A 13,368-nucleotide genomic window follows, 5' to 3' on the forward strand; every position below is an offset into this window, starting at 1 on the left:
CCCTGGGCGCACAGCGCGCCCGGGGGACCCGGGGAAACCACCGGAGTCCGCGGCCCGGCACCAGACCCTCAGCCGCCCGGCTGTCGGCTCCGGAACCCCAACGAGGGCGGCACCTGTGCGGAGGTGCCGCCCTCGCTTTTCTCCGGACTCCCCCCTCGGGAGTTGCCGCCACCCCAGTCGGCGAGGGAAGGCGGCCTTCAACGGAGCGCCGAGCGGCCGGTCATTTGCCCATCACCCCCCACGGGATCGAGCAATCCGTTCCGTTCGCGTCGCCGTCGAATTGAGTACAGCATTCCTGTCGCCCTCCTGGTGGCGCGACCCTTTTCAAGTCTGGCCAAAAGGGCATGGTGACAGGGCGTGTTGGCGTGCATACTCAGGCGTAGCCGGGGGCCGACTGAGGAAACCAAGGGTGGGGGTTCGGTGTTACGCGTCCATTTCAGTGGACTCGATCTGGCCCGCGTGCGGATTGCCGCACGCCCGGACGCGCTGTGGGAGACCGTTTTAAGTTTTCACCGCCTACGTGACAGACGGGACGACCCGGCGTTCGGCAAATGGCGTTCGGCGACCCGTGGAAAGTTGAATGGCGAAACGCGACTGCTGGCGCCACTCGTGCCCACGCGCGGTTATTTTCCGGATTTCCTGACGCCCGCCGAAGGGCTGCTCGGGATGGACGACGCCCTGTGCGCCCTGCGCGAGACGCCCGCCGTCCGGCTGCACGAGGAGCTCTCCCGGCTCTCCACGGCCCGGCCGCTCCCGCCGTGGATACGGACGATGGCCGAGGGCGACACCCGCCCGCTCGGCCGGCTCGCCGGGGTCCTTCAGCGTTACTACGAAGCGGCCGTCGCGCCGCACTGGCCGCGTCTGCAAGGCCGTATCGAAGCCGACCGGGCCGCGCGCGGGCGGGCCCTGCTCGACGGCGGAGCGGACCGGCTGCTCGCCTCGCTCCCGCCGATGATGCGCTGGCGGGCGCCCGTCCTGGAGGCCGACTATCCGGTGGACCGCGACCTCCACCTCAACGGCCGGGGACTGCTGCTGCTGCCTTCGTACTTCTGCCGCCGCACCCCGGTGACCTTCCGCAACCCGGATCTGACGCCCGTGCTGGTCTACCCGGTCGAGCACCAGACGCCCCGCCTGGCGCCGACGACCCCGCCGGAGCGCTCCCTGGGCCGCCTCGTCGGCCAGACCCGCTCCGCGATCCTGCGGGGCATCGGCGTCGGCTGCACCACCAGCGAACTGGCCCGCCGGGTCGACGTCTCGCTGGCCTCCGCCAGCCAGCACGCGACCGTACTGCGCGACGCCGGGCTGCTGGTCACCCTGCGCCAGGGCAACGCCGTGCTGCACACCCTCACTCCGCTGGGCGCGGCACTGCTGCGTGGCGCGCGCCCGGCGGAGGCAGCGGTCTGCGAGCGGCAGGTCTGACACCGTGGGCGGCCGGTCAGAACGGCCGGTCGCCCGCGATGGCCACCCGTTCGGCGACGCGGCGGTGCGAGCCGTAGTCGTTCACCGCGTAGTGCTGGGTGGCACGGTTGTCCCAGAACGCGACGTCCCCGGCCTGCCAGCTGAACCGCACCTGGAACTCCGGCACCTGCGCCTGCTGGAACAGCAGCCGCAGCAGCCGGTCGCTCTCCGCCTGCGCGAGCCCCACGATCCGCGTGGTGAACGAGGCGTTGACGAACAGCATCCGCCGCCCGGTCTCCGGATGGCGGCGCACGACCGGATGCTCGACGGGCGGGAACTCGTCCTGATACGGGTCCAGTTGCTCGGCCGAGTAGAAGCGGGAGAAGCCCGGGAGGTAGTCGTGCACGGCCCGCGCCCCGTCGATGCGCTCACGGATGTCCGCCGGCAGGTTGTCGTACGCGGCAGCCATGTCGGCCCACATCGTGTCACCACCCGCCGGCGGCACCTCCCGCAGCTGCAACACCGCGCCCAGGGCGGGGCGCGCCCGGAACGTCACATCCGTGTGCCAGACGTTCTCGAAGGTCGGGACCGCGTCCGCCGCCTTGTCGAAGCGCACCACATCCCGCGCGTCGCCCCGCGCCAACAGCGGATTGGTCTCCAACTCGCCCCAGTTCCGGGCGAATGCGCGCTGTGCGTCGGAAGCCAGATGCTGACCTCGGAAGAACAGCACCTTCCACTCCAGCAGCGCCCGGTTCAGCTCCGCGCGCAAGGCCGGCGAGAGCGGCCGGGACAGGTCCACACCACGGATCTCGGCCCCGATCGTGGCGGCCTGCGGCACCACCTCGAAGAGTTCGTAGGGCCGGTCGTCCCAGTCGCCGGGCGTCCGGCGCAGGAGGCGATGGCCCTCGTACAGCCCGTCGGCGGGGATGCGGTGATCGCGCAGGGCGGCGGGAGTGGCGGACGTGGCGGGAACGGCGGAATCGACGATGGCCGTCAACTGATCCTCCTGGGAAGGGAGAGGCAACGCAGGGCGTGCCGCGGAAGGAGAAGGCAGGCGGAGCTACGGGGAGGGAACTACGTCGTGAACCGGGGCCGAGGGCCGGCGGCGAGCGCCGGCGGTCGGAGCACCGTCAGGACGTAACGAGACAACAGGCCGGGGGAGAACCCACCCGGCCGCGGCGGCAGAGGAAGCTCAGGCCGCGGGGCGCGCACTCGCCGTGGGGGCCGCGGTGTCGCGGCTCCGCCTCACGGGATTCGAGTTGCGTGCTCATGTCCCGCACCGTACCTCATGACTCAGTCGTCGATACCGGTGCGTTCCACACCCGCCACGATGTAGCGCTGGAGCAGCAAGAAAACGATCACCAGCGGGGCGATCGAGACGGCCGCCGCGACAAACAGTTCGTGCAGGTTGAGGCTCTGCGCGGTGGTGAACGTGGACAGCGCTACCTGGACCGTCCACGCCTCCTGGTCCTGGCCGATCACCAGCGGCCACAGGAACGCGTTCCAGGCTCCGATGAACACGATCGTGCCGACCGCCGCGAACACCGGCCGGGAATTGGGCACGACGATGCGCCAGTACGTCCGCCAGTACCCGAGCCCGTCGACCCGTGCCGCATCCTCCAGCTCCTTGGGGAAGCCGAGGAAGTACTGCCGGAAGATGAAGCAGGCGAAGGCGCTGAACAGGGTCGGCACGACCAGACCGCGCAGCGTCGAGATCCAGCCGAGCGACGACACCAGCACGAAGCTCGGCACGAACGTCACGGCCGCCGGAACCATCAGCGTCCCCAGGATCGCGGAGAAGACGACATGGGAGTGCCGGTAGGGAATCCGGGCCAGGCCGTACCCCGCCAGGGAGGCGAGAACCACCGTCCCCACGGTCGTCGACACCGCGATCAGGGAGGAATTCAGCAGGGCCCGGCCCAACGGCAGACCCGGGTCCTGGAACACCTCGGCCAGATTGGACCACTGCAGCTCACGCGGGAAGAACGTCCAGTCGGGCGCCGTGATGTCCCGCTCCGTCGACAGCCCGTTGCGCACCAGCAGATAGAACGGGATCAGGAACAGCAGCGCCAGGACGAGCACGACGACGATCCGCAGCGCACGCCCGGCCCGGACGAGGGCGTCATGCGTCGTGGCGGGAACCATGCGGGACATCGCGCTCATTCCTCCTTGCGGCCGAGGCCGAACCAGCGGGCCTGGACCACGGTCGCCAGCGCGATGATCAGCGCCAGAATCACCGCACCCGCACTGCCGAGCCCGAGATTCTGCTCCCGCCCCAGCGCCGTGTAGTACAGATAGACCAACGGGGGCCGGGCGTACGGCGGATACCCGCGCGCGTCACTCAGCAGGTTGTAGAACTCGTCGAACGCCTGGAACGCGTTGATCACCAACAGCAGCACCACCGCCACGGAGGTGGCACGCAGCTGCGGGAACGTGATGTGCCGGAAGACCTGCCAGCCGGGCCGCGCACCGTCCACCGCCGCCGCCTCGTACAGCTGCGGGGAGATCCGCTGCAGCCCCGCCAGGAACAGAATCATGTAGAACCCGGCCTGCAGCCACAGCCGTACGGTCACGATGACCAGCCAGTACCAGGGCGGATCGGTGATCGACAGCCAGGCGGTCTGATCCGCGCCGAACCACCCCAGCACCGTATTGGCCAGCCCGAACCGCACCCCGTTGAAGATCGACAGCTTCCAGATCAGCGCCGCGACGACATACGAGCACGCCGTCGGCAGGAAGAACACCGACCGGAAGAACGCCCGGGCGACGCGCAGCCGGTTGACCATCAGCGCGAGCCCGAGCGAGAGCGCATACGTCGCCGGCACGATGAAGGCCGTGAACAGGGCGAACGTCCCCAGACTGCCGAGGAACGCCCCATCGGTCAGCATCGCGCCGTAGTTCCCCAACCCGACGAAGTCCGAACCCTTCGGGCTCACCGTGTTGTGCGCGTCGAAGAAACTGAGATAGACGCTCCACGCCAACGGCACGTACGTGAACAGCCCCAGCCCGACCGCGAACGGCCCGACGAAGACCCAGAACCAGAGGTTGCGACGCTGCGGCCCGAGCAGGCGAGCGGCGAAGGTGCCCCGTCCGGCAGCCGCCTTCCCGGTCGCCGTCGCCTGCGCCTTCGGGTTCACCGCCGCCGGATCTGCTGCGGCGTCGGGCTCGCCCACCGCCGTACGGTCCGCCGTCACGTCTTCCTGACCCGCTGAAGCTCGGCGTTGACCTTGCGCACCACGCGCTTCAGCTCACTCTCCGGGTTCGCGCCGTCCTTGATGATGCGGCTCAGCGCATCCTGGTAGGCGGTACGGTCCGCGGTCGTCCACAGCAGTGGCTCGGCGTAGCCGTGGTCCGTCGCGTACCGCACCGCATCCGCGGCCGCCCCCTCCCGCAGCTGCTGGGCCTTCTTCGCCAACGAGATCCGCGCCGGGATGTGGAACCCGTACGACAGCGCGAAGTCCTGCTGGAAATCGGTCCGGTCCACCCACAGCCACTTGGCGAACGCCTTCGCCTCCTCCTTGCGCGCGCTCCGCGCGCTGACCGCGGAACCGTACGCGCCCACCGGAACGGACGGCTTGCCTGCACTCCCGTCCTTCGGGAACGGCAGCACCCCGAAGTCATCCCCCAACGCCTTCTTGATCTGCGGCAGCGCCCACAGCCCCGACCACTGCATCGCGGTCAGCCCCTGGATGAAGGCGGCCGGATCGGACCAGTCCGTAGGTGCCCCGAGCAGCAGGGACTTGTCGGCGTACAGCTGCCGGACCTTGCCGAGCGCGCGGGCGGCCGACGGGTCGTCGAACCCGACCTTCCCGTCCTCACCGATCAGACTCAGCCCGGCAGCGAACAGCGGGGTCCCGCCGAGCACCCCCACCCCACCGTCATTCCCCAGGAAAAGCCCCTTGGTCTTCTTCGTGGTCAGCTTCCTCGCCGCGTCCACCAACTCATCGAGCGTCCGCGGGGGTTCGACGCCCGCGTCCTTCAGCAGGCTCTTCCGGTAATAGAGCAACTGCATGTCGACGACCTGCGGGATGCCCCAGATCTTGTCCCGCCAGATCTTCGGGGCGAGCACGGCCTGGTTGAAGTCATCCTTGACCGGCTCGACGACATCGGTCAGATCGGCGACCTGCCCGCCCTGAATCTGGTCCAGCAACGGCCCGTTGACCTCGAAGACATCCGGCCCCGAGTCGGTCAGCAGCGCCGCCGCCGTCTGCCGGTCGTAGTCGCCCGGCCGCCACTGCACCGTGACGTCCGCCTTCTTGTACGCGGCGGCGTACCGCTTCACGGCCTGCTGGGTGCCGGGCTCGCCGTACTGGTGGTACCACTGACTGATCGCCGGCCCCGAACCCGAGCCGCCACGACCGGTGTTGGAGCCACAAGCCGTGGCCAACGCCGTGGCGAGGGCCACCCCACCGCCGGCCGCCAGCACCCGCCGCCTGCCGATACTCGCCTTCACGTCGCGTCGCCCCCTACGTCGTCGCCTGCTGCCTGCCGTCTGCTGCCTGCGGCTTGCTGGTACCCGACCGCTGCATGCTGCCCGCCGTTGATCGTCGATCACCGCGTGGCGCGATGGCCCACTCTGCCGCACGGTCGTGAAGCGCGCATTGCATCTCCACGAAGCACCCTTACGAACCAGGCTCGGGGACGATTTATGCCCGGGGAGGGGCGAGGGCAGGGGCAGGGGCGCTACCCGGGTCGGTGCACTACAGCGTGTCCGGCCGGTGGAACCTGCGATAGAGAGTGATCGCACTCTCAGGCGGACGCATCGGAAGCCGGCAGATCGTCCCGCTGTCCTTGCACACCACGACGCACGTACCACCCGGACTCCTCATCCGCGGACGTCGACGCCCACCTTCCGCCGCCGGTACTTCCGGAAGAGGCGGCAGTGTCGCGAACACCAGGTATCCGACATCGAATTCCCGAACCCGCAACGGCGCCGACGTCCCGTCCGGCCACACGGGGGCGAACCGCGTCCGAGCGATCTCCACGGCCTCCTCAGCACTCGTCGGTACGGTCCACCCACCCTCCTCCTCTGCGCCGGCCGCGTCGGCCGGGTCGTCCCTCGGGTCTTCTGGCTCAGGGTTGGGGTGGTGGCGCTTGCGATAGAGGGCGATCGCCGACTTCGGAGGGAAGTTGGGCACGTAGGTCAACACCCCGTCAGTTTTGGAGATGACGAGGTGGCTGCCGCCGAATGCACGCGGCTCGGTCCGGGGAAACGTGGCGTAGATGAGGTAGCCGATGTCGAACTCTTCGACGTGCAGGGGGGCCGGAGTGCCGTCGCGGCAGAGAGGCTTGAAATGACTACCGGCGATTTCCAGCGCTTCCTCGGGAGTCGCCGGCGTGCGGTTCTCGACTTCCGGTGGGTCGCTCGCCGGCGCGTGATCTCCTGGCTCGGTATTAGGGATTGTGGAAGGCGTAAGCCCAGGCTGGTGCTTCGGCCCCCTCTGGATCGATGCGCCTGTGGGCGGCGAGGACGTGATCGGGCAGGAGGTTCGCCTCGTCGTCGCCTTCAACAAGCCCCTTGAGCAGGAGACCGGTGATCCACAGCGCGACCATGGTGAGGAAGTTTTCCAGGCTGTGCGCGGCGGGCAGGCCCGCAAGGTGCTCCTCACCTGGCTCCGAAGGGATGCGCAGTACGTGGCCCGTGGGGGCGTCGATGACGAGAGCGCCTCCCATCCAGAAGCCAATCTGGAAAAACGGGCCGGATTCCTCGACGGGTGCGACGTCTGACGGCCAGGGGACTTCATCAAAGATGCGCATGCGGTGATCACCGTGCGGATAGATGCCCAGGCCGTCCTCGTCGCTCATTTCGGGCAGACCGAATTCGGTGAGCGTGCGGCGCATTGGCTCGTCCGTGAGCCCCTCGGGAATCATGCCCGCCGAGAATTTGTGAATGCTCTGGGCTCCGTAAAGCTCGGCCAGATCTGCAGGGCTGGGCGGAGGGGTTGCGGCAGGAGTGACCGCGGTGGTGAAGGCGTAGCTTCCTGAAAAGGGTTGAAATCCGGGAAAGTTGAGCCCGGAGAACGTATCCGCATCCGCGGGCTCGATGGCGAACAGGCCTCCTGGGCCGCCGAAGATCACCTGATTGTCGAGGTGAAGCGGGGGGCTGTCGAGAAACAGGTCGTGAACCGCATCCTCGTCGGACATGGCGTCTTCGAAGTCGGCGACGGTTTCAGGTCCCGGACGGCCTTCCCCTTGCCCAGAGGGCCAGGCGAGGTCGGGGCGGCACTCCTCTGGGATCTCTTCTTTCCAAGGGCCGGCAAGGTGCTCACCGGTGGCCGCGTCCCAGATGTCCGCGCGAGAAGACCAGGTATAGAGGCCGGCGACGGCGGGGCGGCCCTGCCAGCGGACTTCGGCCAGCCCGTCGACGGGACCCGGTACGAGGTAGCTCCAGTGGTAGCCGCCCGGCGGGCGCCAGCGCGTCCACTTCGCCTTCCAAGGAAGCCGCACGCCGGAGTCAGCCACGGCGTCAGCGAACGCCCGGTCGCCGCGGGCGGTGGCGATCAGATGCAGCCACGAAGCCCATTCGGCCTGGCGCGGCGGAACAACGCCGTAGGACCACAGCTGGACCGCTGCGCCGGCGGCGGCATTCCCCGGCACGTCGCCGATGTAAGCGCAGCGCGCGGCATCCAACAGCGCCGTCTGCGGGACATTGGCCATCATCCCCCCGTTCTGCAAGAGATCCTCGAAGAGGCCCCGGCGTCCGCTGCCTTCGGTCGATACCGATTCGACAAAGTCGGCCTGTGCGGCATGCATGACAAGCCCCGTTGCGGCGTACCGCCCTTCGGGGCCCGATTCGGCCCAGCCCTCCGGATGGCGGAACTCCAGGCAGCTGCGCTTCAACCACTCGGCCATGTGCCGGTCGACCCGGCAGATCTCGTCCTCCGTCATGCCTCGACGCAGCCGCTCCGCCAGGCTCTCATCGGCGAAAGCCACGCCGTGCTCACCGGACAACAGGTGGGGCGAAAAATCTTCCAGCACGCTGTGGAGCACGGTTTCGGAAACGCGTTCCCCGCCAAGGGCATTGGTGAGTTCGGCCCACACGCGCATTGGCACGATCCGGGGCCGAGCCAGCGACAACGCGCGAACCGGGATCGGCCAGTCCACCTCGGTGGTGACAGGACTCAGTAGGCGGAAGGCGACTTTGGCGAGGCGGGGCAGCCTTTCGGGGGTGAGATGAACAAGTACGCCGACCGTGCCTCCCTCCAAGTCTCCGATGGTCGTGGACAGCACACGATCCGGTTCGGACGAACCGCGAGTACAGCCCGCCCGATGAGCGTTTGCAATGAGGACGAGTCGGTTCTGCCCCAGCTGCTTGAGCCCATGACGCCAATCCCAGCGGTTGCCGGGGGACAGATCGATACCGAGGCGCTGCAGCACCTCGGCATGCACTTCCTCGGCCGTCCGCCCAGCGGCGTCCAACAGGACGCTGCCTTCAATTCGGCGGTGCACCTCGCCCAGAAAAGCAGCGCCGTCGGACCCTGAGGGGTCCACGAGATTGGCCCAGTTGTCTCCGGGGCGCCAGTTCTGCCACCAAGTGACGACGAGGGAGGTGATTTCTTGACCGGAGGCACCTGAGCCTGCTTGATCGCGGTCGAACATGTCTCTTCCTCTTGGTTGGTGGCTTTGCATGTGCTCGTCCGGCGCCGAGTCGGTCAGCAAGGCGGCCGTCGCCTGACAGCTGCACTCATGTCTCTGGTCGCCCCGGGCGCGGCGCGGTCGCACGCCGGACTTGATCCGGAAGTCCCGGATCGGCTGAGGATCCGCTTTACGATCCTGACGAGCACGGTAATTATGCTGAGGGCGTCACTGAACGGAGAATGTTGCCTCCTGGATCTCCATTCCTCCCACGACGATCAGCATCGCCGAAAGGGTTGACCACGGCTGGATCGCAGTGGCACATCGCGAAGTGGCGCACGGACGCTTCAAGGGGCCACTGCGTATCTGATCAGTTCTCGTCCGGCCTGGGCTCAGGGTTGAGGACGGTCGCCAGCGCGCCTCTACGTTCCACCATCAGGGGTTTCGCGCAAGGTGTGAGGCGCGCGCCACCCTGCCGGCGGCAGGCGTGGCGCAAGTCGGTTGGGCCGACCAGCCTCCCACCCCGTCGCGGCGGAACCGGCCCCAGGGCGATGCCGTACCCCACCGTCGCATGGCCGCCACAACTCCGATGCGCTATGTCACCACACGGAGTCGCCCAGCAGCCCGCGCATCCAGGCGGGGGACTCCGCACCTCTTTCGTCGATCCCTTCCAATCCTTCCTCGAGTTGATACCGCAGTTCGCGCTGCTCAGGATCGCGCGGAGCCATCGCCATGAAATGCGAGGCAAGCTTGCGGAGTTGCAGCATTGCCACGAAGGAGAGGAGATCTGACGCGGTCACCTTGTCCGGGCTCCAGTCCTCAGGCTCGTCTTGGGCCTGGGCACGCAGAACCATTCCGGTTGCTCCGTCGATAACGACGGCCCCACCCCACCATTGTCCGATGTGGAAGAAGGGGCCCTCAGCGTCGTCAGGCTGCTCGCCGTCACGCCAGGGGGCGCTCGTCGGCAGTTCGCCCACGTCGGGAAGAGAGAGTTCGAGCCCGCCCACCTCGCCCAATGGCAGACCTACCTCCAGGAGGACTCTGCGTGTTGTGGTGTCACGAAGCCCGGCCGGCAGTCTTTCCGGAAGAATCCTTGCGACGACATCGGGCGCGAAAACCCTTTGGCAGGCGTTGTGTTCAGGAGCGAGGAGCTCCGCTGGGGGAGGACCGGTCACACTGCGGTATGGCCAAACCTGATCCTCTTCCCTGGTTGGATCGAGTTGCGCGCAAGTCGATCGGGTGCCGACCGGATCGACCGCGAAGACACCGCCCGGCCCGGCGACCACCAGTGAGTCGCCCACGTGCAGGGCACACGGCAGCCAAACCCGGTCAGGCCCCTTGCCGTAGCTGCGCGCGGCTTCGTTCGCGAGGTTCTTGAATGTCAGTTCCTCGTCACGCCCATCGTGCCAGGCCATCGCAGCCAGGATTTCGTCCGGGACGACGGTGTCGAAGTGGGGAGCCAGCAACTCTCCGGTCGCCGCATCCCACATCCAGATCGGCCGGACCGCATCTCGGAATTCCCCCCACCCGAGAATGACTGGCCTATCCCGCCACAGCGCGTGAGCCAGACCAGCTACGGGGCCGGGCTCGATGAAGTGAGGCTGCCAGCTGCCGGGCGGCCGCCAGTGCGTCCAACGGCACCGCCACGGAAGCGAATGCCAGCTGACAGAGGCGATGTCCTGCGCGATTCTCCTCTCGCCTCGCGAGGTAGCGAACAGATGGAGCCAGGCCGCCCATTCACCCTGATGGCCAGGGCGGACGCCGTAGGAATGTGCGTAGAACGCGTCTGACGCGAGGGTGTCCACCGGGGCTCCGCGGCGGAGGCAGGAAGCCGCGTCGAGCAGGGCATCCTGGGAGAGGAGGGCGAGAGCCGTGCCGTGTCGCAGCAACCGCCGGAAATCTCCGGCGTTGACCGCATGCATGGCGATCGCTCTCGCGGTGTAATCCGCGGTGGTTGCTGGCGCGGGATTCTCTTCGGCGGCTGTGTCATGCATTAGGGCGGCCGTGTCGAGCAGCCATGTCACGACTCCACGGTGAGCACGCTCCGCGACCTCGTCGCTGACCGTGCTGCGCAATGCATCGGCCAACGACTCGTCCGCAAATGTCACGGTGCCGCGGTCTGACACCTCAAGCGCCGGGTGTTGCGAGGCGATCTCTTCGAGACCTGCCTCGTCCCACGTTCGCGAGGTGACAGTCGTTGCCAGGACACGCCATACGGCCAAAGGCACGGTCCGTGCCTCGGCGAGCGCAAGAGCAAGAATTTCAGGCGAAGGGGCGGAGCGGGCGCCTTTGCTGCGCTCAACTTCGGGGGGATCCAGCACGTACCGAGGGCGGTCCACGCTGAGGAAGTCCTCCTCGTCGTTGATCTCCACGACGATGCCGAGACCGTGAGACTCCGCGAGTTCGTCCAGCCGGGATTCGATGATCCGCCGAGGGTGGGAGGACCGGCGTGTACGGCCGGCACGGTGAACGTTCAGAAGCAGCACGAGGGCTCCCCTGTCCGCCTGCTCCTCCTGGGACCGCTCTTTGATTGCCTCGCACAGCTCTTCGGCGGTCCGCCCAGTTGCGTCGATGACGATTGCGTCCGGGATCTCTTGGGACAGCCCTCGCAGCACACCGGTGCGGCCGGAGCATGGAGGGCCGGCAACCTCTCGCACCTCCGGCACCCAATTGGGGTTGCGCCACCAGCTACTGAGCTGGGCAACGGCATCCCGCTGGGTCACTTCGTGGCGCACAACTCTCCTCTGCTGCCAATCGCTCCGAAACAACTGGGTCGACCTCGATGTAGCCCTCTCCACAGGTGACACAAATGCCGGCATTGCCCCCGCGGCCGGTCCTCGTACGCTTGGACAACGTGTACGTGAACCCGCTGCATGGAGCCTCGGTCGTCCTCCGGCCGACAACGGAGCCCGACAATGCAACGCTCGACCGGATCGTCAGAGAACCGGCTGTCGCGGCGTGGTGGTCGGTGCCGGACGACTACGCGGACATGCTCGCCATCGTCGTTGAAGGCGAGGTCATCGGGGCGATCCAGTTCGACGAGGAGACCGACCCCGAGTTCCGCCACGCAAGCATCGACATCTTCCTCACGGCGAGCCGGCATGGCCAGGTCTCGGCACGGACGCCGTACGCACACTGGCCCGTTGGCTGGCCCACGAGCGCGGCCCCGCTCACCGTTCCTGCAGGACCGACCCGCTCGATCCGTCCAGCACCACAGCGCCCCCATCCATGAACCGAAGCGATCGAAGTCATGGGGTCGGGGCCGTTGTTCTCCTGTGGATTGGAGGGGGAGCACGCCGGTGGGAGCCGGGGTGCGGTGCACTTGCGATCGTTACAGCAAGTGAGCGGTGCTTCATGTCCGTGTAGCAAGGCTTTTTGGCTAGGGTTCGTGCCATGACCGATGACATCCAGATCCTTATCGAGCAGATTTGTAGTGCTGACCCTGACGAACAGGACACAGCCGAACGGGAACTGAGTGGAATTGGTTCACGTGCTGTTGAATCTTTGCTGCCACTTTTGCGCGCTGTGGCCGGGCGTGGTCGCCTCCGAGCACAGTCCTGCATCCGGTCGATCGGCTCAGAGGCTGTGCCTGTCTTGCAGCGGATCCGGCAGCAGGGGCCAGGGCGACTTCGGCGTCCCGCGCTGCAGGCATTGGCTGATTTGTCTGGGGGCGAAGCGCTGTCCGAACGGGACATCAAGGCCGTGGAACGGCTGGTGCGCATCAAGCTCGTCGATGAAAGTCCTGAGGACCTGCCGGTTGGGCGCTGGCTTGCTGTGACCAACGCACAGGTTGACGACATCCTGCAGGCGCTGGGGCTGGTTGATGCCCGGCCGGCGACTGTTGAAATGGGAATTTGCGCAGCCGTTGACCTTGAAAACTCTATTGATTTCGACGATGTCAATAGTCAGGACGGCCGTGCCTATCGCGTATTTATTACTCCGCAATTTGATGGATGGCGCCTAATTTACGGCGACGAGTACATCAATGATCACTGGTCGGAAGCTGTTCGTAAGTTGAGTGCGCGATGTGGAGAAGCGCACTTCTACATGGTGGACGATTTTGACGGTGCGAACGTGTGGTGGGTCGCACAGCAGGGCGAGGATCGGCGAGGTTTTCGAACGTATGGTGAACCTGAGTGGGTCGGTGCGCCGATGCCTTTTGAGCGCACGTTGATGGTGGATGAGGAAGACCCGCTCTACGACCCTGATGAGCACGGTGACTATGCCGAGGGCGTTACTGATCCTGAAAACGTTGCCTCCTGGATCTCCATTCCACCCACAACGATCAGTATCGCCGAAAAAGTTGGCCACGGCTGGATTGCAGTTTCGCATCGCGAGGTTCCGCATGAACGCTTCAAGGGTGCAATTCGAATTTGATCGACCGGAAACTTGATT

8 protein-coding genes and 1 pseudogene are annotated in these 13,368 nt (G+C 66.9%); 3 read left to right on the top strand and 6 right to left on the bottom strand.

Features of this window, described 5'->3' with window-relative positions; all coding sequences use genetic code 11:
- Positions 1 to 576: 576 nt before the first annotated feature.
- The gene (locus tag ACH4FH_RS22810) at positions 577 to 1,419 is read left to right on the top strand and encodes an ArsR/SmtB family transcription factor (protein WP_398557712.1); all 843 of its coding nucleotides are present in this window, start codon (positions 577 to 579) and stop codon (positions 1,417 to 1,419) included.
- A 16-nt stretch (positions 1,420 to 1,435) separates the two neighbouring features.
- Here ACH4FH_RS22810 and ACH4FH_RS22815 read toward each other — a convergent pair whose 3' ends face one another.
- From ACH4FH_RS22815 to ACH4FH_RS22840, 6 genes are all read right to left on the bottom strand, one after another.
- Positions 1,436 to 2,395 (bottom strand): TauD/TfdA dioxygenase family protein, encoded by a 960-nt coding sequence (locus ACH4FH_RS22815; RefSeq protein WP_398557713.1) that lies wholly within the window; start codon positions 2,393 to 2,395, stop codon positions 1,436 to 1,438.
- 296 nt (positions 2,396 to 2,691) lie between these two features.
- Positions 2,692 to 3,561 carry a carbohydrate ABC transporter permease gene (locus tag ACH4FH_RS22820; RefSeq protein WP_398557714.1) on the bottom strand — a complete coding sequence of 290 codons (870 nt, stop codon included), beginning with the start codon at positions 3,559 to 3,561 and terminating at the stop codon, positions 2,692 to 2,694.
- The gene (locus ACH4FH_RS22825; RefSeq protein ID WP_398557849.1) at positions 3,558 to 4,466 is read right to left on the bottom strand and encodes a carbohydrate ABC transporter permease; all 909 of its coding nucleotides are present in this window, start codon (positions 4,464 to 4,466) and stop codon (positions 3,558 to 3,560) included. Before ACH4FH_RS22825 ends, ACH4FH_RS22820 begins: the two co-directional genes overlap by 4 nt.
- A 122-nt stretch (positions 4,467 to 4,588) precedes the next feature.
- Positions 4,589 to 5,785, bottom strand: coding sequence for an ABC transporter substrate-binding protein (locus ACH4FH_RS22830; RefSeq protein WP_398557850.1), 1,197 nt, complete (start codon positions 5,783 to 5,785; stop codon positions 4,589 to 4,591).
- Between the two features lie 1,007 nt (positions 5,786 to 6,792).
- Positions 6,793 to 8,997: an SUKH-4 family immunity protein gene (locus ACH4FH_RS22835; RefSeq protein ID WP_398557715.1), complete on the bottom strand. Its 2,205-nt coding sequence runs from the start codon at positions 8,995 to 8,997 to the stop codon at positions 6,793 to 6,795.
- Positions 8,998 to 9,572: 575 nt separating this feature from the next.
- The gene (locus ACH4FH_RS22840) at positions 9,573 to 11,708 is read right to left on the bottom strand and encodes an SUKH-4 family immunity protein (protein WP_398557716.1); all 2,136 of its coding nucleotides are present in this window, start codon (positions 11,706 to 11,708) and stop codon (positions 9,573 to 9,575) included.
- 74 nt (positions 11,709 to 11,782) lie between these two features.
- Between ACH4FH_RS22840 and ACH4FH_RS22845 the strand changes: the two are divergent.
- Together ACH4FH_RS22845 and ACH4FH_RS22850 are read left to right on the top strand one after the other, a co-directional pair.
- Positions 11,783 to 12,339 (top strand): annotated as a pseudogene (locus ACH4FH_RS22845) (GNAT family N-acetyltransferase).
- 27 nt (positions 12,340 to 12,366) lie between these two features.
- On the top strand, positions 12,367 to 13,350 hold the full coding sequence (locus ACH4FH_RS22850; RefSeq protein ID WP_398557717.1) for a hypothetical protein: 984 nt from the start codon (positions 12,367 to 12,369) through the stop codon (positions 13,348 to 13,350).
- Positions 13,351 to 13,368 lie beyond the last annotated feature (18 nt).

The sequence above is a fragment of the Streptomyces sp. NPDC017993 genome (assembly GCF_044328065.1).
Lineage (GTDB): Bacteria > Actinomycetota > Actinomycetes > Streptomycetales > Streptomycetaceae > Streptomyces.

Bases quoted from the DNA above. Each gene is read 5' to 3' on its own strand.
- ACH4FH_RS22820 (WP_398557714.1), bottom strand. From the start codon at position 3,561: ATGAGCGCGATGTCCCGCATGGTTCCCGCCACGACGCATGACGCCCTC.
- ACH4FH_RS22835 (WP_398557715.1), bottom strand. From the start codon at position 8,997: ATGTTCGACCGCGATCAAGCAGGCTCAGGTGCCTCCGGTCAAGAAATC.
- ACH4FH_RS22850 (WP_398557717.1), top strand. From the start codon at position 12,367: ATGACCGATGACATCCAGATCCTTATCGAGCAGATTTGTAGTGCTGAC.